Consider the following 17,963-nt stretch of genomic DNA (forward strand, 5'->3'; position numbering starts at 1 on the left):
GGGTTCTCTTGTCGCGAGGCTGGTCGGGCCTGGCGGGAGCCGCGAGGAACGAGCGGCGGATGGCGCGCCTCGCGACAAGAGAACCCCGCCCACGACCGGCCGCACCACACGGTGCGGCCGGAAGCAGCGACGAAGGTCAGCCCGTGTTCTGGAGACCCGCGGACACTCCGTTCACGGTGAGCAGCAGCAGGTGCTGCCAGCGGTCCTTGTGGCCGCCGTCCACCCACTCGCCGTCCTCCACCGTGAGCCCCTCGCTGTCGCCCTTGCTGCGCAGGGCGCGCAGGGCGCGGACCTGGAGCAGGGAGAGGGCGTCGACGTACGGGGAGCGCAGCTGGACGGCGCGGCCGAGGACGCGGCGGTTGGCCAGCGGCCACTCGTTGCCGGTGACGCGCAGCACCCACTCGCGGGTGAGGCGGAGCTCGTCGAGGACGAGCTGCGCGAGGTCGTCGCGGTCGCCGAGCGCGAGGTACTGCGCGGCGATGTCCTCCTGCGTCTTGGCGAGGCCCATCTCGACGGTGTCGAGCAGCGTGGTGAACAGGGGCCACTCGCGGTAGGCGGCCTGCAGCTCCTCGAGGCCGCCCGGCTGCTCGCCGGCCGACCGCAGCGCGGTGCCCAGGCCGAACCAGCCGGCGAGGTTGATGCGCGCCTGCGACCAGGAGAACACCCACGGGATGGCGCGCAGGTCGTCGAGGGAGTTGACGGAGAGGCCGCGCTTGGCGGGGCGGGAGCCGATCGGCAGCAGGCCGACCTCCTCCAGCGGCGTGACCTGCGCGAACCACTGCGGGAAGCCCTCGGACTTCACGAGGCCGTGGAAGGCAGCGCGCGACGTCTCGTCGAGGGCGGACGCGAGGGGCGCGAACCGCTCGCGGGCCTCGGCGTTGCGCTTCTCCACCGTCGGCGCGGACGCGAGCAGCGTCGCCGCGGCGACCTGCTCGATGTGGCGGGCGGCGATCGTCGGGTCGCCGTAGCGGGCGAGGATGACCTCGCCCTGCTCGGTGAGCTTGAACCGGCCGTCGACGGAGTGCGGCGGCTGCGCGAGGACGGCCCGGTTGGCCGGGCCGCCGCCGCGGCCGAGGGACCCGCCGCGGCCGTGGAACTGGGTGAGCGTGATGTCGTGGCGCTGCGCCCAGTCGGCGATCCGCGACTGCGCCTTGTGCAGGGCGAGGGTCGCGGCGACCGGGCCGACGTCCTTGGACGAGTCGGAGTAGCCGAGCATGACCTCGACGCGGCGGCCGTTCTCCGCGAGGCGACGCTGCACCTCGGGGAACTCCAGCATCGCCTCGAGGATGTCGACCGAGTTCTCCAGGTCGTCGAAGGTCTCGAACAGGGGGACGGCGTCGACGACCGGCGCGTCGTCGGAGCCCTCGAAGGCGAGCGCGGCGAGCCGGTAGACGGCGGCCAGGTGCTCGGGCGCCTGCGTGAAGGACACGATGTAGCGGCGGGCGGCGCGGATGCCGAACCGCTTCTGCACGGCGCCGAGTGCGCGGTAGGTGTCGAGCACCTCGACGGTGCGCTCGGAGAGGTCGCCGTGGATGCCCTTCTCGTCGATCTCGGCGAGGGCGGCGGCGTGCACCTGCGAGTGCTGGCGCACCTCGAGCTCGGCGAGGTGGAACCCGAAGGTCTGCACCTGCCACACGAGCTTCTGCAGGTCGCCGTACGCGGCACGGGGCGCACCGGCCTCGACGAGGGAGCGCTGCACCACCTCGAGGTCGGCGACCAGCTCCTCCGGGTTCCGGTACGCGAGGTCGGCGTCGCGGCGGCGGGTCGCGGCGACGCGGCCGGCGACGGCGAGCACGGCGGCCCGGTGCGGCTCGTTGGGCGAGTCGGCGGCGGCGCGCGTGACGAGCTCGTCGGAGAGCTGGCGCATCCGCTGCCAGAGGGCCTTGAGCTCGGCGGACGCCGGGGTGCCGTCCTCGTCGAGCGTGAGCTTGCGCCCGGTCTCGACGGTGGCCTTCTCGAGGGCGCCGAGCGCGTGCTCGGCGGCGAGGGTCGCGGCCTGGCGGGTGACCTCAGCGGTGACGTTCGGGTTGCCGTCGCGGTCGCCGCCGATCCAGGAGCCGAGGTGGACGAACGGACGGGCGACGGGCGGGACGCTGCCCGCCTCGCCGTCGAGCAGCCAGTCGTCCAGACGCCGGTACACCTCGGGGAAGGTGGTGAACATGGTGGCGTCGAAGACGCCCATGGCGGTCTTCACCTCGTCGAGCACCGACGGCTTGTGCGCGCGGATCGGCGAGGTGCGCCACATGGTGTCGATCTCGGCGAGCAGGCGGCGCTCGTTCTCGGCGAGCGTGGTGCCGCCGGGGCGCATGGTGTCGCGGTCGGCGATGAGGCCGGAGATGCGGCGCACGGCGCCGGAGACGGCGCGGCGGCGGGCCTCGGTGGGGTGCGCGGTGAGGACGGGGCGGAACTCGATCTCGCCCAGGCGGCGCAGCGCCTCGTCCCGGCCCACCTCCTCCGCGAGCTGCGTGAAGGCCTGCGGCAGGGAGTCCTCGATGACGACGTTCCCCGCGGCGTCGGACTCGCGGGCCCGCAGCACGCGGACGCGGTGGAACTCCTCCGCGAGGTTCGCCAGGTGGAAGTAGCAGGTGAAGGCACGCGCCACCTGCTCGGCGCGCTCCGGCGTGAAGCCGGCCACGACGTCGGCGGCCTCGGCCAGCGTCGCGCCGCCGTCGTCCGCCCCGTAGGCGCGGATGGTCAGGCCGCGGAGGCGCTCGACGTCGTCGAGCAGGTCCTGCCCGCCCGCCTCCTTGAGCACGGTGCCGAGCAGCCCGCCGAGGAGGCGGATGTCGTCGCGCAGAGGGTCGGGCATCTCGTGGCGTGCCACCACACGTTCGATCGAGCCGGTGGATCCCAGGTTCTCGCTCACGGGACCAGAGCGTAAGCCGTCTCGCCGTCCGGTCGCCGAGCCGTCCGGCTGGTGACCCTGCGCCGCGGCCCGCGACGTGGCCCCCCGTGTGACTCAGCCCACCCAGGACGGGTCGGCGAACAGCTCCTGGAGCTCGCTGACCAGGCGCGCCGTGTGGAAGCCGTCGGCCGCCGCGTGGTGGATCTGCACGGCGAGCGGCAGCAGCACCCGGCCCTCCCGCTCGACATAGCGACCGAGGGTGACGATCGGCGCCAGGTGGTCCCAGGCGTCGCGGATGTTCAGCGTGAACCCGGTGAACGACGCCCACGGCAGGCTGGACACGTCGAAGCTGTTCGGCGGCGGCGCGCCCTGCGGGAAGAGGTCGGCGGCCCGGGAGTGCTCGGTCAGGAGCGTCGCCGCGGTGTCGTGGAACGTGCCGAAGTCGGCGTCGTACGGCGCCCACACGCACGCGAACGTCTCGCGGGTGGCGTTGAACACGGTGAACGCCGGGTGCACGGTCGGCCAGACGGCGGGCGCGCCGTCGGCGTCGAGGCACATCCGGAACTCGTCGTGCCGGTTCACGACCGTCGCCAGCGCCCACACCTGCGCGACGTACGTCTTGCGCGACGACGCCCGCAGCGCCGCGGCGAACGCCGTGACGTCCAGGTCCACCGTCATCGCGTACGTGCACGGCGACGCCCGGTAGTGCTCGAAGTGCTGGCGGCGCGGCCACGTCGCCAAGTCGACGGGGACGGCCTCGACGGGCGCGGGGGTGGTCATGCGGCCATGCTCGCAGCCGTGCGACGCCGGACGGCAGGCCTTTTCGCGTCCCCTCCCCTCGCAGGCGTTCGCTACGGTTCCGGGGTGAGCGGCTACGACGGCGAGGACTTCTACTGCGACGTCGCCATCCCGCGGCGCGAACCGCTCGACGTCGTCTTCGAGGACGACGACGTCCTCGCGTACCACCACACCCGGCCGTTCTGGCCCGTACACGTGGTGGTCGTCCCGAAGCGGCACGTCGATTCCCTCCTCACCCTCGACGACCCCGCCCTGGCGCAGCACCTCCTGCGCGTGGTGCAGCGCACGGCGGAGGGCGTGCTGTCGGAGCACGGTGCGGCGAGCGTCATGACCAACCTCGGCGCCTACCAGGACTCCCGGCACCTGCACGTGCACGTGCGGTCCGGCGCGCCGCTCGCACGCACCCCCTGACCCTCCGCCTCGTCAGGACGACCCGACATCGGCGACGGATGGCGCCGCCGTCGACCCCCGCACGACGAGCGTGGTGGCGAGCTCCTCCCGCGGCGCGTCGCCTCCGGGCCCACCAGGCCCCTCGTCGCCCAGGCGCAGCAGCATCCGCAGCGCCGCCGCGCCCATCTGCGCGATGGGCTGCCGCACGGAGGTCAGGCCCGGCTGCGTCCACTCGCTCTCGGGCAGGTCGTCGAAGCCGACGACGCTCACGTCCTCGGGCACCCGGAGCCCGGCGGCCGCCGCGGCGTCGTAGAGCCCCAGCGCCATCCGGTCGGAGCACGCGAAGACCGCCGTCGGACGGTCCGGGCCGGCCAGCAGGTCCGCGGCCACGGCGGCGGCACCCGCCCGCGACCAGTCGCCATGCTCGACCGTGGGCCCGGGGTCGATGCCGGCCTCGGCCGTGGCCGAGCGGAACCCGTCGACCCGCGCCTGGCTGTAGAGGTGGGTGCGCCGCCCCGCGAGGACGGCGAGCCGGCGGTGCCCGAGGCCGAGGAGGTGCTCGGCGGCGGCGCGGCCGCCCGCCCAGTTGGTGGCACCGACGCTCGCGACGGTCCGGGGCGGCTGGGTCACCGGGTCGAGCAGGACGACGGGCACCCGCGCGGCGGCGAGGGTGGCGAGCTGCTCGCGCGTCGTGTCGACGAGCGCGATGACCGCCCCCCGCGAGCGGCGGGCGAGCAGGCGCGGGAGCCAGGCGTCGTCGGGCCGGCGCGCCACCGAGACGACGATGTCGAGGCCGGCCGCGGTGGCCGCCTCCTCGACGCCGCTGAGGGCGCGGTTGGCCCACGTGCCGTCGACGCCGCTGAGCACGAGATCCACCATCGGCGGCCGGTCCCCGCTCGGCGCGAGGCCGCGGCCCGCCCGACCGCGGTAGCCGAGCGCGCCGACGGCGGCCATGACGCGCTCGCGCGTCGCGGCGGAGACGTCGGAACGACCACGCAGCACCTTGGAGACCGTGGGGACGGTGGTGCCGGCGGCGGCGGCGACGTCGGCGAGGGTGGTGGGGCGGTCGTCGGACACACGGGGACGGTATCGACGAGCCAGAAGTTGCGCAACAATCGCCGGCCGATCGACAAGCCCGGCGCCTCTTGTCGCACCGTTGGCTGCATGGAAGACTCGTCCGGCACGTCATCGACCGCACACAAGTTGCGCAACACAGGAGTTGCCTCATGACAGACCCCACGCAGCGACGAGCCCTGGTCGTGCGGGGCGGGTGGGACGGCCACCAGCCCGTGGAGACCACCGACTCGTTCCTCCCGTTCCTCGCCGAGCACGACTACGACGTGCGGGTCGAGGACGAGACCACCGTGTACGCCGACGCCGCGTACATGGCCGGCGTGGACGTCGTCGTCCAGACCGTCACCATGAGCGCCATCGCCGACGACGAGCTGCGCGGCCTCACCGCCGCCGTCCGGGCCGGCACGGGGCTCGCGGGCTGGCACGGCGGGATCGCCGACTCCTTCCGGAGCAGCTCGGACTACCTGCATCTGGTGGGCGGGCAGTTCGCGACCCACCCCGCCAAGGCGCCGCGCGAGGAGCTGCCGGGCGACGGCACCGACTGCTTCGTCCGCCACACGATCGACATCGTGCCCGAGCGGGCCGACCACCCGATCGTCGCGGGGCTCTCCGACTTCGAGCTCACCACCGAGCAGTACTGGGTGCTGACCGACGAGTACAACGACGTGCTGGCCACCACCACCCTCGCGGCCCCCGACCACGAGCCGTGGCACCGGCCCGTGACCTGCCCCGCCGTCTGGACGCGGCAGTGGGGCGAGGGGCGCGTCTTCGTCTCCACGCCCGGCCACCGCCTCGACGTGGTGAACGACCCGAACGTCCGCACCATCATCTCCAGGGGCATCCTGTGGGCCAGCCGCTGAGGGTCGGCGTCGTCGGGGTCGGCGCGATCTCCGGTCAGTACCTGCGCACGATCGCGCGGCTCGGGTCGGAAGGGACCGGGGCCGTCGAGCTGGTCGCCGTCGCGGACCTCGACGCCGCCCGGGCGGCCGCCGTCGCCGCGGAGCAGGGCGTCCGCGCCCTCACCGTCGACGAGCTCGTCGCCGACCCCGAGGTCGACGTCGTGCTCAACCTGACGATCCCCGCCGCCCACGCCGACGTCGCCCTCCGGGCGATCGCGGCGGGCAAGGACGTGTACGGCGAGAAGCCGCTCGCCGCCACGACCGACGAGGCGCGCGCGATCGTCGAGGCCGGACGGGCCGCGGGCGTGCGCGTCGGCTGCGCCCCGGACACCGTGCTCGGCACGGGCGTGCAGACGGCGCGCCGGGCCGTGGACGACGGACTGGTCGGCACGCCCGTCGCGGCCACGGCGACCATGGTGACGCCCGGCCACGAGCTCTGGCACCCGAACCCCGACTTCTACTACCAGCCGGGCGGCGGCCCGCTGCTGGACATGGGCCCGTACTACGTCACGGCCCTCGTCACCCTGCTCGGCCCGGTGGAGTCCGTGGTCGGCGCCGCGAGCCGCACGCGTGCCGTGCGCACCATCGGGTCCGGGCCGCGCGCCGGCGAGGACGTCCCCGTCGACGTCGACACGCACGTCACCGGCGTGCTGCGGCACGAGTCCGGCGCCCTGTCGACCCTCGTCATGAGCTTCGACACCGTGGCGTCGCGCGCGTCGCGCATCGAGGTGCACGGGGACCGGGGTTCGCTCGTCGTCCCGGACCCGAACACCTTCGACGGGACCGTGGAGCTGCACCGCCTCGGCGGCACGTGGGAGGAGCTCCCCGCGAGCGCCGGCTACCGCGACGCCGGCCGCGGCTACGGGCTGGCCGACCTCGCCGCCACCCCGCCCGGCGCCACCGCGCGGGCGAACGGCGACCTGGCGTACCACGTGCTCGACGTCATGACGTCGCTGCTCGCCGCCGCCGACAAGGGGGCGTCCGTCGTCGTCGCCAGCTCCTGCGAGCGCCCCGCCCCGGTGCCCCTCCAGGACGCCCCGCAGGTCTGATCCTCGGCGGACCACCCGTCGGTCGGTGGGCCCGCGGCCGGACGACGGACGGAGCGACGAGCAGATGACGAGGGTGTACGCGGTCAGCGACGTGCACGGGTACCGCGACGTCCTGGTGCGGGCCCTGGCCGCCGAGGGGCTCACGGACGCCGACGGCCGGTGGGCCGGAGCGGACGCCCGGCTCTGGTTCCTCGGGGACTACGTGGACCGCGGGCCGGACGGCGTCGGCGTGATCGACCTGGTCCGGCGGCTCGTCGAGGAGTCCGAGGGCGCCGTCGGGGCGCTGCTGGGCAACCACGAGGTGCTGGCGCTGGGGATGCGGACGTTCGGGGCGACGCCGCCCCCCGGGCCGGGCGAGCCGGGGCGGAGCTTCGCCCGGTCGTGGGGCCGCAACGGCGGCCTCGCCACGGACCAGGCGGGCCTCACCGACGAGCACGTCGCGTGGTTGCGGGCCCTGCCTATGGCGGCGCAGGACGCCGGCGCGCTCCTGGTGCACTCCGACACCCTCGCCTACCTGGACTGGGGCCGGACGCTCGAGGACCTCGTCGCCGCCGGCCGGGAGCGCCTCGCGTCCGAGGACCTGGACGTGTGGTGGGAGACGTGGCGGCGGCTCACCTCCCGCGGCGCCTTCCGCGGGGAGAGCGGCCCGCAGGCCGCGCGCGAGCTGCTGGAGCACCTCGGCGGGGACCGGGTGGTGCACGGGCACAGCATCGTCGCCGAGATGCTCGGCGTCCCGTACACGGACGTCACCGAGCCGTTGACGTACGCCGACGGTCGCGCGCTCGCGATCGACGGCGGCATCTACGAGGGCGGGCCCTGCCTCGTCGCGCGGCTCGCCTGACCTCGGGGAGGCACTACGCCCGGTCGTCCGGCAGCTCGACCACGACCTTGCCCTTGGCGCGGCCCCGCTCCAGGTAGGCGAACGCGGCGGCGATGTCGGCGAACGGGAAGGTGCGGTCGACGACGGGCCGCACCTCGCCCCGGTCGACGAGGGCGGCCAGGGCGGCGAGGTCCGCGCCACTCGGGCGCATGAACAGGTAGCGGTAGCGGACGCCCGCGCGCCGGGCCCGGCGGCGGATCGCGGAGCTCGCCGCCCACAGCAGCGCCGCCTTGAGGGGGCCGGCGTCCAGGTCGACCCGCGCGGTCGTCGCGTCCGGGAGGCCGGCCACGGAGACGACCGTCCGCCCGGGCCGGACGACCGTGAACGCGTCCGTGAGGTCCTGGCCGCCGGTGAGGTCGAGGGCGCCGTCGTAGTCGTGCAGGACGTCGGCGAACCGCTCGCTGCGGTAGTCGATCACGCGCGCGGCGCCCAGCGAGCGCACCAGCTCCTCGCCGCGGACGGACGCCGTCGTCGTCACCTCGGCACCCAGCGCGCGGGCGACCTGGATCGCGAGGGTGCCGACGCCGCCCGCGCCGCCCGTGACGAGCACCCGGTCCCCCGGCGCCACCGCCAGCTCGTCGCGCAGCGCCTGCAGCGCGGTGACCCCGGCGAGGGGCAGCGACGCCGCCTCCACGAAGCCGAGCGAGGCGGGCATCGCCGCCACCAGGCTCTCCTGCACAGCGGCGTACGGCGCGAACGCCCCCAGCCGCCGCTTGTCCACCCGGGCGAACACCCGGTCCCCCACCGCGAACCGCGTCACGCCCGCGCCGACGGCCGCCACCTCGCCGGCGAGCTCGCTGCCCGCCACCAGCGGCAGCCGGAGCCGGGTGATGACCCGCAGGCCGCCGTCGCGCGTCTTGAAGTCGATCGGGTTCAGCCCCGCCGCCCGCACCCGGACCAGCACCTCGCCGGGCGCAGCCGCCGGGCGCGGCACCTCGCGCAGCTCCATCACGCCCGGGTGCCCGTAGCGTCGCAGCACGTATCCCCGCACCGTCGTCCCTCCGTCGTCGTGCCCCGATTCTCACCCGCCCGCGGTCAGGCGGGCATGCCGGACGGTGACGCGTGCCCGCTACCCTCCGGTGACGGAACGCGGAGGTCGCACGATGGTCGAGGACGCACCCGAGGTGTCTGCAGCACGCTGGACGCTGCGATGGGGTGGGCTCGTCCTGTTCTGGACGGGGCTCCTGGCGGTGACGTGGCAGCTCGGGCACCGCCTGCCGTCCTGGCTCGGCACGAGCATCGGCTCCGTCGTGGTGCTCGGCCTCCTGGGCACCGTCGGGAGTCTCGTGGAGTGGCTGGTCCGGCGGCGCAAGGCCCGGACGGCTCGATCCCGGCCGGCGTCGCCGAGCGCGGAGATCTAGCCGACCCGGACCCTCACGTACCCGACGGCGACGCCCGCGCCGGCGAGCGCGAACCCCGCCCACGCCCACCCAGGACCGGACAGCGGCCCGGCGAGCAGCGCGCCCACGACGGACGAGCCGACGACGCCGCCGACGGCGAGCGCCAGCCCGTTGACGCCGAACCGCGTGGCGACAGACGCCGCGGGCGCCCCGGCGGCGACGACGGCGCTCATCGCCGGCTGGAAGACCATCTGCCCGAGGGTGAACATCACCATCCCGACGACGAGGGACACGAGGCCCGGGCCGCCACCGAGCACGGCGATGCCCGTGCCCATCGTGGCGACGCCGAGAGCGAGGACGGCGGGCATCCGCAGCCGCGCCTGGAGCCACCGGGTGGCGGGCACGGTCAGGACGAGCACGAGGACGGCCGCCGCGGCGTACACCGCGCCGACCGCGGCGCTGCTGCCGAGCACGGCGTCCAGCCGCAGCGGCACGACGAGCTGCAGCTGCGTGAAGATCGCCCAGGCGCCGGCGTTGAGCAGGCAGAGGGCGACGAGCGCGCGGCGCGCCTCGCGCCGCATCGTGCCGGCGGCCGCCCCGTCCGTGCTGGCGCGCGCGGCCGGCGCGTCGGGGACGGTGCCGGGCTCGGCCGCCCGCCCGAGGCCGAACCAGGTGAGCGGGGCGGCCGCGAGGAACAGGCCGGCGGCCACCCAGCACACGACGTCGAACCCGGTGGCCACGAGCAGGCCGCCGAGCAGCGGCCCCACGACGAAGCCGGCGTTGCTCAGCGCCTCGCGCCGCGCGAAGACGTCGGGCCGCGCCCCACCGAGCCGCGCGTACGCGGCGTAGGAAGCGGGGTGGAAGAGGGCGCCGCCGAGCCCGACGGCGACCCCGGCCACGCCCACGGCCACCGGGGTGGTGGCGAGGGCGAGCGCGCCGAAGCCGGCGGCCCGCACGAGCACGCCGGCCACGATGGTGCGCCGCACGCCCCACCGGTCGGCGAGCAGTCCGGCGGGGAGCTGGAGGCCCTGCTGCGCGCCGGCGCGGATCCCCGCGAGCAGCCCGACGAGCGCCAGGCCGAAGCCCAGCCCGTCCGCCAGGTGCACGGCGAGCAGCGGCACCAGCACGTAGAAGCCCGTCGCCATGACGAACGTGTTTCCGTACAGGGCGAGCATCGCGCCGCGGGGCGGGGTGCGCCCGGCGGCGTCGTCGGGGGGCGTCACCGGGGGCCGAGCACCCCCGCGAGCGCCGCGAGCTTGCGGGGCATGTCGTACGCCGCGCCGCCCTCGTGCCCGTTGTACGGGAAGACCTCGATCTGCGCGGGGCCGCCGTAGCGGTGGTACGCCGCGAACACGGTGGACGGCGGGCAGATCTTGTCCATGAGCGCGACGGAGAACCAGCCGGGGCAGCGGGCGCGCGCGGCGAAGTTGGTGGCGTCGAAGTACGACAGCGTGCGCATCACGTCCTCGACCTCGAAGCGGTGCCCCTTGAGGTAGCGGGCGATCTCGGCGTACGGGCCCTCGTCGGTGATCTGCGACGCGCGGCGGTAGTGGCTGAGGAACGGCACGTCGGCGACCATCCCGGCGAGGTCGTCGCGCAGGCCGGCGACGGCGAGCGCGAGCCCGCCGCCCTGGCTGCCGCCGAGCACCGCGACCCGGGTCGGGTCCACCTCGGGCAGCGCCTTGACGGCGTCGACGGCGCGCACGGCGTCGGTGATCAGGCGCCGGTAGTAGTGCTTGGCCGGGTCCTCGATGCCGCGGGTGAGGAAGCCGGGCGACGACGACCCGTGGCCCTCGGGCGCGACGTCCGGGGTGTCGGCGGTCGTCTTGCCGCCGCCGCCCTGGCCGCGGTTGTCCATGACCAGGTGGGCGTACCCGGCCGCGGACCACGTGAGCCACTCCCACGGGACGCCGCGCCCGCCGTTGTACCCGATGTACTGGACGACGGCGGGCAGCGGCCCGCTGCGCTCGCGCGGCAGCAGCAGCCACGCCTTGACCGGCTGCCCGGCCCACCCGGAGAACGTCACGTCCCGCACCTCGACGGTGGCGAGCCCGGCGTCGAACGGCACCTGCTCCGGCTCCGTCGCGGCGGCCGCCGCGGCGTCGAGCGTCTGCTTCCAGAACGCGTCGAAGTCCGCGGGCTCCTCGGGCTCGGGCCGGTAGGCGCGCAGGTCGTCGAGGGGCTTGTCGAAGAAGGCCATGCGGGTGCTCCTGGTTCGTGGTGCGGGTGGGTCGGGCAGCAGGCGAACAGTCTCGGCGACGACGTCAGGGAGCGGAAGGCCCGACGTCGGACCGCTCGAGCGGCGTCCGGGTGACGGGGGCGAAGGACACTTCGTCGGCGCCGACGTCGGGGCGCATGTCGCGGGGCTGTCCGTCCATGTCCTCGGTGAGGAACGGGTACGAGCCGACCGCCGTGTTCATCGCCGGGCCGGGGCGCAGGCGCCACATGCCGCCGGAGCGCACCAGCAGCGGGTCGACGACGCGCACCTCGCGGGGAGCGGCGTCGATGCCGAGCGTCGCGTCGCCCATCGGCCACGCGACGTTGCCGGAGTAGGTGACGCCGGCGGGCTGCTTGAGCTCCTGGAACAGCGGGCCGGCCGAGCCGACGACGAGGTTGTCGGCCACCAGGGAGTCCACGGGCGGGAGCACGTAGTTGGCACCGACCTCGACGTTCGAGGTGTTGTCCACGAACGTGTTGTGCACGACCGTCGCGCGGTGCACCCGCCAGTGGGCCGACGTCGAGCCGGAGCCGTCCACGTCGCCGCCGTCGATCTGCAGCGCCGCCGTGTAGCCCGACCCCCGCAACCCCTCGAAGTAGTTGCCGAACACGAGCTGGTCGTCGCCGTACAGCCGCACGCCGCCCGTGCCGGGCTTGCCCTCCCCGAGGAAGACGTTGCCCTGCACCACGTTGCGGTCGCCGCGGCGGATGCTCACCACGCCCTGCGAGGCCCGGATCGTGTTGTAGCGGACGGTGTTGTCGTCGCTCTTGAGGGACACGATCTCGGCGTCGGCGTCGACGTTCTCGAAGAGGTTGTGCTCCACGACGGCGAACGAGCTGGAGTCCGAGACCGCCGAGACGCCGAGGCGCACGGCCTCCGCGCCGTTCACGGGCTGGGCCGGGCTGTCGGCGAAGAGGTTGTGGTCGATCCGGTCGTGCTGGGAGATCTGCGTGGCCCCGCCGAAGACGGAGACGTAGTTGCCCATCAGCGGCTTGTCGTGGAACGCGTTGTGGTCGATCCGGTTGAAGGCGCTGCCCTCGCCCGAGAGCTGCAGCCAGTGCCGCGACGACGTCGGGTCCACCGGCGGCTCGAAGCGCAGCGCGAGGTCGTTGCGGGTGAACCGCACGTGCGTCGAGGAGGTGGTCTTCAGCGTCGTCGCGTTCCGGAAGGTCAGCCCCCGCACGACGACGTGGCTGGACCGCGTGACCTCCAGCTGGCCGGCCGTCACGACCGCGCCGCCGAGGGTCGCCGCCTCGACGACGACGGGCGCCGCGGCGGTGCCCGCCTTGTCGGCCAGCTTCACCATCGTGTACTCGCCGTCGGCCAGCACGATGCGGTCGCCGGGCAGGGCGGCCTTGAACGCGGCCGCCAGCTCGGCGCTGGTGCTCACCGGCACGGTGCGCAGCGGCGCCGGCTCGGGGGCGTCGTCGGCCGGGTACCCCGCCGTCGTCCCGGCAGTGTCGGCCGTCGTCGACGCCTGGGTCGGCGCGGTCGGGACGACGTCGGCGACGGCGGGAGCCGCGGCGCCGCACGTCAGCCCGAGGGCGAGGGCCAGGTTGAGGGCCACGGGCTGCGCGAGGTGCTTGGTCTTCATGGTTCCTCCAGGTCGGGTCGGGCTGGTCAGACGAACGAGGCGGTGACGGTGGCGCCGGCCAGGCCGGCGGTGGCGGCGACGATGCGCCATCCCACGCCCTGCCGGGTCACCGTGACGCCCGGGTCGGCGGAGACGAACCGCAGGCCGGCGCGCTGGAGGTCGACGACCACCTGCTCGCGCGTCTGCGTGGGGTCGCTCAGTGCGACGGTCGTGGGGCGCGTCCACTCCGTGCTCCCCGACCCGGCCCCGGCCTCGTGCACGACGACGGACGCCGGGCCGTCCGCGTGCAGCGCCCCGCCCTCCCCCGGCACCCCGGCGCCGGTGGGGACCGACGCGGCGGCCCAGAAGTTGGCGGCGATGGTGCCGCCGAGGGCGACGGCGTGCGCGGCGTCGTCCTGCGCGAGGATCCGCAGCCCGGGCGCCGTGCCGCAGGCCTCGGCGAACGCACGGGTGGCGTCGGGGCCGGCGGCGGGAAGCATGACGTAGGCGTACGAGGCTCCGGCCGGCGCGGCACCGTGGTCGAGCCACGCGGTGACGTACGGGCGGGTCATCGGGGTGTCCGTGCCGTACTTGATGTTGATCTCGCGCCACGTGTGCGTGCGGTCCTCGCGCAGCGCGTGCAGCCGGGCGCCGCCGGGGAAGACGTAGCCCGACGTGCCGGACAGGTGGCACCACCGCACGTCGTCGAGCGTCGCCGACCAGCCGTTGCCGATCGGCTGAGCCACCCCGTCGACCACGAGCGCGGCGCCGTCGCGCACCTTGCGGTTCTCGACGACCGTCTCGACGCCGCCCGCCGCGGGCGCCGTGATGCCGGAGCCGACGCAGATCACGGCGTCGTCCACGAGGAACCAGCTCTTGAGCGCGCGCAGGTCGGAGCCGCGGGCGCGCAGGTCCTGCCCGTACGCGCCGACGGTGGCGCCGGGGACGGCGGCCCCGCCCACCCAGGTCGCGTCGCTCGTCTCGCGGAAGTTCGCGCTGTCCGCCAGGCGCGCGGTGTCGACGGTGGTGCCCGGCAGGCGGTACGGGTCGACGGTGGGCCAGTAGTCCTCGCTGTAGTGGCCCAGGTCGTCGGTGAACAGCAGCACCATGCCGTCGGACAGGTGCCAGCCGTGCAGGTTCTCGTTCTGGATGGACTCGTAGTTGTAGACGCGGCTCGAGTACGCGCTGACGCTCACCGCGAAGCCCGGCCGGCGGTGCATCATCTTGTCCATCGCCGGGTACTGCCGGTGCGCGACCAGCGCGCCGCGCGGGGTCGGGGCCGCGGCGAGCAGGGCGTTGGCGGCGACGACGGACGCGGGCGTCGTGGCGGCGAGGAAGTCGCGGTACGTGTCCTCGGCGATCCACTGCGCGACCAGCCCCGTCAGGGCGGTGGCCGTCGCCTCCGGCGCGGACGGGATGAGCCGCAGCGTGCCCTCGATGACGGTCTGCGCCGCCACGTGCCCCTGCTTGCTGGGGCGCGCGATCTCCCGCCCGCACACCGACGCGGCCATGTCGCCGCGCACGATGAGGGGGTCGAAGGCGTCGGTGACCCACGCGTAGACGTTCGCCAGCTGGGGGTCGGTGACCTGCCAGGGCGAGTCGCCCAGCAGGTGCAGCAGCGACGACAGCGTGCCCAGCAGCTCCTTGCCGTAGCCGCCGTTGTACGGGTGCTTCCAGTGCTGCAGGAACGAGCCGTCGCGGAAGAAGCCCTCCCCCGTGCCCTCGCCCTCGCCGGGCGCGCCGGCCGCGTCGTCGACGAAGGCCAGCACGCTGTTGGCGCCTCCGCCCTCGACGTCGCTCAGCGCATCGCGCACGCGGCCGAGCGCGGCCTCGTCGCCGTCCAGCGCCGCGCGGACGGCGACGACCGTCGCGATCCACACCCGGTTGGCGCCCGTGGCGATCTGCCGGTCCGCCCGCCACAGGTTGGGGTCGGGCGTGTAGTGGTCGATGGCGGCGGTGCTGCGGGCGAGCGCGTCGCCCAGGGGCTCGCGCAGCACGACCAGCGTGTCCGCGAGCGCCGACGCCGAGCCGATCTCCCAGTCCCAGTCGTTGTCGAAGCGCGCGATGCCGGGGCCGTACAGGTGGTCGTGCATCCAGGTGAGGCCGTCCGCGACGTCGGCGGCGACCGCCGGGTCGCCGGCCACCGAGGTGCCCGGCGTCGCCCAGGCCACCGCGATCGAGCGCAGCCGCTTGAACGTGGTCGTGACGTTCGTGGAGCGCGTCCAGTCCGTGACGTCCGGCCACAGCGCGGTGCGCCCCGCGGAGCGGTCGAGCGTCTTCAGGACCGTGGTGGCCGCGCGGTCGACCTTCTTCACGGCGGCCGCGACGTGCGCGTCCCCGAGGTCGAGGCCGGGACCGCCGGTCTGCAGCACCGCCCAGCGCTCCACCAGCTCGGCGGTGGTCGAGGCGGGCGTCGCCCGGGCGGGCAGGCTCAGCGCCGGCGCCAGCGCGGCGGCGCCCGCCAGGGTGCCGAGGCCGCGCAGCACGCTGCGGCGGCTCGGTCCGGCGGTGGTGCCCGGGCTGTCGGCGGGCATGCCGAAGGTGTCGATGTCCATCACGGTCCCTCTCGTCGTCGAGCAGGTGGGTGGAGCGCAGGGTGCGGTGGTGCGGTGGTGCCGCGGGAAGGATCAGCCCAGGAGGGCGCGGCGGGTCACGGCGGCGGCCATCGCCGCCGCGCCCGCGGGGGTGGGGTGCAGGCCGTCGCCGCTGTCGAAGGCGGGCGCCAGGCGCGCGGGGTCGGCCGGGTCGGCGAGCGCGGACGCCACGTCGGCGACGGCGTCGAAGGCGCTCGGGCCGCGGCCGGCCTCGGCCAGCAGCGTCGCGTTGACCACCCGGCGCTCCTCCTCGAGGGCGGGCGTCCAGCGCTGCCAGCCGCCGAACGGCGTGATCGTGGTGCCGACCACCCGCAGCCCTCGGTCGCGGGCGCGCAGCACGAGCTGGCGGTAGCCGGCCAGCAGCACGGCCGGGTCGAGCTGGCTGGGCGGCTGCTGCAGGTCGTTCACGCCGAGCACCACGAGCAGGGTGTCGACGCCGGGCAGCGCCAGCGCGTCGCGGTCGAGGCGGGCCTGGCCGCTCGGGCCGAAGCGCTCGTCGTCGAGCAGCACGCGGTTGCCGCTGATGCCGAGGTTCGCGACGCCGACGGCGCCGCCCCGGGCCGCGAGGCCGCGCGCGAGGTGGTCGGTGAGCCGCAGGTCGGCGTCGTCGGGTGTGCCCACGCCCTCGGTGATCGAGTCGCCCAGGACGGCGACGCCGGGCACGCCCGGCCGCTCGACGTCCACCCCCACGAGCAGCACGGCGGACCTCGTGACCTCCGCGCCGGCGAATCCAGGGCCCGCGTCGGCGGTGAGGTCGCCCGCGCCGACGTAGCCGGTCGCGTGGGTGTTGCGGTGGAAGCTCAGCGCCCCGGTGGGCCCGGGCAGGTGCACGCTCACGACGAGGTCGCCGCCGTCGGGCACGTCGAGGGACGCCGGGTCGCTGACGAGCGTCGCGCCCGCCGCGAGGAGCGCGCCCCGCTCGCCGCCGAAGGTGAGCGTCGTGACGGTGGCCGGGTCGACGCCCGCGCCCGCCCCCGAGAGCCCCGGGGCCCGGCGCGCGACCGTCATCGCGCCGACGCGGACCGGCGCGGCCGAGAACGTGCCGGCCAGCCGGACTCGTAGCGTCCCCGTGCGCCCGGGGCCGCCGGCCGTGCCCCGGGTGCCCGCGCTGAGCCGCAGCACGTGCCGCACCGTGCGGTCGGTGACCCCGCCGAGCACCAGCGGGTCGGTCGCGGTGGGGCGAGTGTGGGCGGTAGTCCACGACGGCACCCACGCCGTCGTCCGGGGCCCGCCCGAGGCGGCGGTGCCGGCCTCCGCGAGCGCCTCCGCCCCGGCGAGGGCGGTGGCGCGCGGCGCGAGGAGCAGCGCGCCGGTGGTGGCGAGCGCGCCGGTGAGCAGGGAGCGCCGGGCAACGACGCCCGGGCGGGGAAGGGCGTGTGCGGTGGTGCCGGTCATGCGTCGTCCTCCGTCTGGTCGAGGATCACGAGCCCCACCAGGACGGGGACGCTCGCGCACAGCAGCAGGGGGCCCGCGGGGATCACGAGCGAGAACACGGGCGTCGCGACCGCGGCGCCCAGCAGGGCGGTGCCGCGCGGCACCGAGGCGAACGCGAACCAGAGGGCGCCGGGCACCCAGGTCCGCACCGAACCGTCCGGCCGGGCGGCGGCGACCACCGCGAGCGCCAGGTGGTACGGCACGCTCGCGACGAGCAGGCCGAGCGCGAGCGTCACGAGCACGAGGGCGGCGGGCCCGGTGCGCCCGACGAGGAACGCCACGTCGACGGCGAGCAGCACGAGCCCCGCCGTCGACGCGACCGCGTGCCCGAGCAGCGGCCGCAGGTAGGCGCGGAACGCCCGGAACACGCCGGTGAACGTGCGCCCGTCGCCGTCCGAGCGCCAGGCGCGCAGGGCATGGCCGACGGCGGCGAGCGCCGGGAGCCACGTGACGACACCCAGGCACAGGATCGCGAACGCCGCGCCCGCCGCCACGGGGTGGGCCAGGTACTCCAGCCAGCCCATGAGCGTCTGCGACCAGCGGCGGGACCGGTCCAGTGCGGGCCTCGGGGGCGCGGCCGGGGCGGTCGTCATCGGACCGCCCCGCCGGGCAGGACGCCGGTGACCTCGACGTCCCCGTCGACGAGCACCCGACCGTCGACCTCGACGCGCGTGGCCCCGACGACCGCGACCCGGTCGCCCGCCACCAGCACCGCCCGCGCGAGGGCGCGCACGCCGCCGGCGTCGATCACGCCGTCCGGCCCGGCGAGGTGCACCCGCTCCCCGCCGCCCAGGTCCACCCCCACCTCCGTTGTGAGCGGGCGATTGGCCCCGTTCTCCGTCGAATCAGGGCCAATCGCCCGCTCACAG

The 17,963-nt window shown here is 75.5% G+C and carries 16 protein-coding genes; 5 read left to right on the top strand and 11 right to left on the bottom strand.

The annotated features are described in order from the left end of the window. Positions 1–136: 136 nt before the first annotated feature. The gene (locus tag ACFWDO_RS18470; protein WP_380322466.1) at positions 137–2,809 is read right to left on the bottom strand and encodes a phosphoenolpyruvate carboxylase; all 2,673 of its coding nucleotides are present in this window, start codon (positions 2,807–2,809) and stop codon (positions 137–139) included. A 150-nt stretch (positions 2,810–2,959) separates the two neighbouring features. After that, on the bottom strand, positions 2,960–3,625 hold the full coding sequence (catA, locus tag ACFWDO_RS18475) for a type A chloramphenicol O-acetyltransferase (protein ID WP_380322422.1): 666 nt from the start codon (positions 3,623–3,625) through the stop codon (positions 2,960–2,962). Between the two features lie 84 nt (positions 3,626–3,709). Here catA and ACFWDO_RS18480 point away from each other — a divergent pair, with 84 nt between their 5' ends. Then, positions 3,710–4,054 (top strand): HIT family protein, encoded by a 345-nt coding sequence (locus ACFWDO_RS18480; RefSeq protein ID WP_380322425.1) that lies wholly within the window; start codon positions 3,710–3,712, stop codon positions 4,052–4,054. A 12-nt stretch (positions 4,055–4,066) separates the two neighbouring features. Here the strand turns inward: ACFWDO_RS18480 and ACFWDO_RS18485 are convergent, their stop codons facing one another. After that, positions 4,067–5,110 (bottom strand): LacI family DNA-binding transcriptional regulator, encoded by a 1,044-nt coding sequence (locus ACFWDO_RS18485; RefSeq protein ID WP_380322428.1) that lies wholly within the window; start codon positions 5,108–5,110, stop codon positions 4,067–4,069. Between the two features lie 149 nt (positions 5,111–5,259). Between ACFWDO_RS18485 and ACFWDO_RS18490 the strand changes: the two genes are divergently transcribed. The 3 genes from ACFWDO_RS18490 (at position 5,260) to ACFWDO_RS18500 (ending at position 7,896) form a co-directional block, all read left to right on the top strand. Next, positions 5,260–5,967 (top strand): ThuA domain-containing protein, encoded by a 708-nt coding sequence (locus tag ACFWDO_RS18490; protein ID WP_380322431.1) that lies wholly within the window; start codon positions 5,260–5,262, stop codon positions 5,965–5,967. Then, positions 5,952–7,055 carry a Gfo/Idh/MocA family protein gene (locus ACFWDO_RS18495; RefSeq protein WP_380322434.1) on the top strand — a complete coding sequence of 368 codons (1,104 nt, stop codon included), beginning with the start codon at positions 5,952–5,954 and terminating at the stop codon, positions 7,053–7,055. The genes ACFWDO_RS18490 and ACFWDO_RS18495 overlap by 16 nt, the downstream gene beginning before the upstream one ends. A 64-nt stretch (positions 7,056–7,119) precedes the next feature. Then, positions 7,120–7,896 carry a metallophosphoesterase family protein gene (locus tag ACFWDO_RS18500; RefSeq protein WP_380322437.1) on the top strand — a complete coding sequence of 259 codons (777 nt, stop codon included), beginning with the start codon at positions 7,120–7,122 and terminating at the stop codon, positions 7,894–7,896. Between the two features lie 13 nt (positions 7,897–7,909). Here the strand turns inward: ACFWDO_RS18500 and ACFWDO_RS18505 are convergent, their stop codons facing one another. Then, positions 7,910–8,926, bottom strand: a complete 1,017-nt coding sequence (locus tag ACFWDO_RS18505; protein ID WP_380347102.1) for an NADP-dependent oxidoreductase — start codon at positions 8,924–8,926, stop codon at positions 7,910–7,912. Positions 8,927–9,038: 112 nt separating this feature from the next. Here ACFWDO_RS18505 and ACFWDO_RS18510 point away from each other — a divergent pair, with 112 nt between their 5' ends. After that, positions 9,039–9,296 (top strand): hypothetical protein, encoded by a 258-nt coding sequence (locus ACFWDO_RS18510; RefSeq protein ID WP_380322442.1) that lies wholly within the window; start codon positions 9,039–9,041, stop codon positions 9,294–9,296. On the opposite strand, the gene ACFWDO_RS18515 is transcribed toward ACFWDO_RS18510, so the two are convergent. The 7 genes from ACFWDO_RS18515 to ACFWDO_RS18545 all read right to left on the bottom strand — a co-directional run. Then, positions 9,293–10,498, bottom strand: a complete 1,206-nt coding sequence (locus ACFWDO_RS18515; RefSeq protein WP_380322445.1) for an MFS transporter — start codon at positions 10,496–10,498, stop codon at positions 9,293–9,295. The genes ACFWDO_RS18510 and ACFWDO_RS18515 overlap by 4 nt on opposite strands. Further along, positions 10,495–11,475, bottom strand: a complete 981-nt coding sequence (locus ACFWDO_RS18520) for an acetylxylan esterase (protein WP_380322448.1) — start codon at positions 11,473–11,475, stop codon at positions 10,495–10,497. Before ACFWDO_RS18520 ends, ACFWDO_RS18515 begins: the two co-directional genes overlap by 4 nt. Positions 11,476–11,539: 64 nt before the next feature. Further along, the gene (locus ACFWDO_RS18525; protein WP_380322451.1) at positions 11,540–13,087 is read right to left on the bottom strand and encodes a polysaccharide lyase 6 family protein; all 1,548 of its coding nucleotides are present in this window, start codon (positions 13,085–13,087) and stop codon (positions 11,540–11,542) included. A 26-nt stretch (positions 13,088–13,113) separates the two neighbouring features. Next, positions 13,114–15,621, bottom strand: coding sequence for a polysaccharide lyase 8 family protein (locus ACFWDO_RS18530; protein WP_380322454.1), 2,508 nt, complete (start codon positions 15,619–15,621; stop codon positions 13,114–13,116). Positions 15,622–15,693: 72 nt separating this feature from the next. Next, positions 15,694–17,055, bottom strand: coding sequence for a GDSL-type esterase/lipase family protein (locus ACFWDO_RS18535; RefSeq protein WP_380322457.1), 1,362 nt, complete (start codon positions 17,053–17,055; stop codon positions 15,694–15,696). Then, complete coding sequence (locus ACFWDO_RS18540; protein ID WP_380322460.1) at positions 17,052–17,687, bottom strand: DUF624 domain-containing protein; 636 nt, start codon at positions 17,685–17,687, stop codon at positions 17,052–17,054. Before ACFWDO_RS18540 ends, ACFWDO_RS18535 begins: the two co-directional genes overlap by 4 nt. After that, positions 17,684–17,963 (bottom strand): hypothetical protein (locus ACFWDO_RS18545; protein WP_380322463.1); only part of this gene is annotated, 280 nt, incomplete at its 5' end. The genes ACFWDO_RS18545 and ACFWDO_RS18540, both read right to left, overlap by 4 nt.

This window comes from Isoptericola sp. NPDC060185 (assembly GCF_042728595.1).
Taxonomy (GTDB): Bacteria; Actinomycetota; Actinomycetes; order Actinomycetales; family Cellulomonadaceae; genus Isoptericola.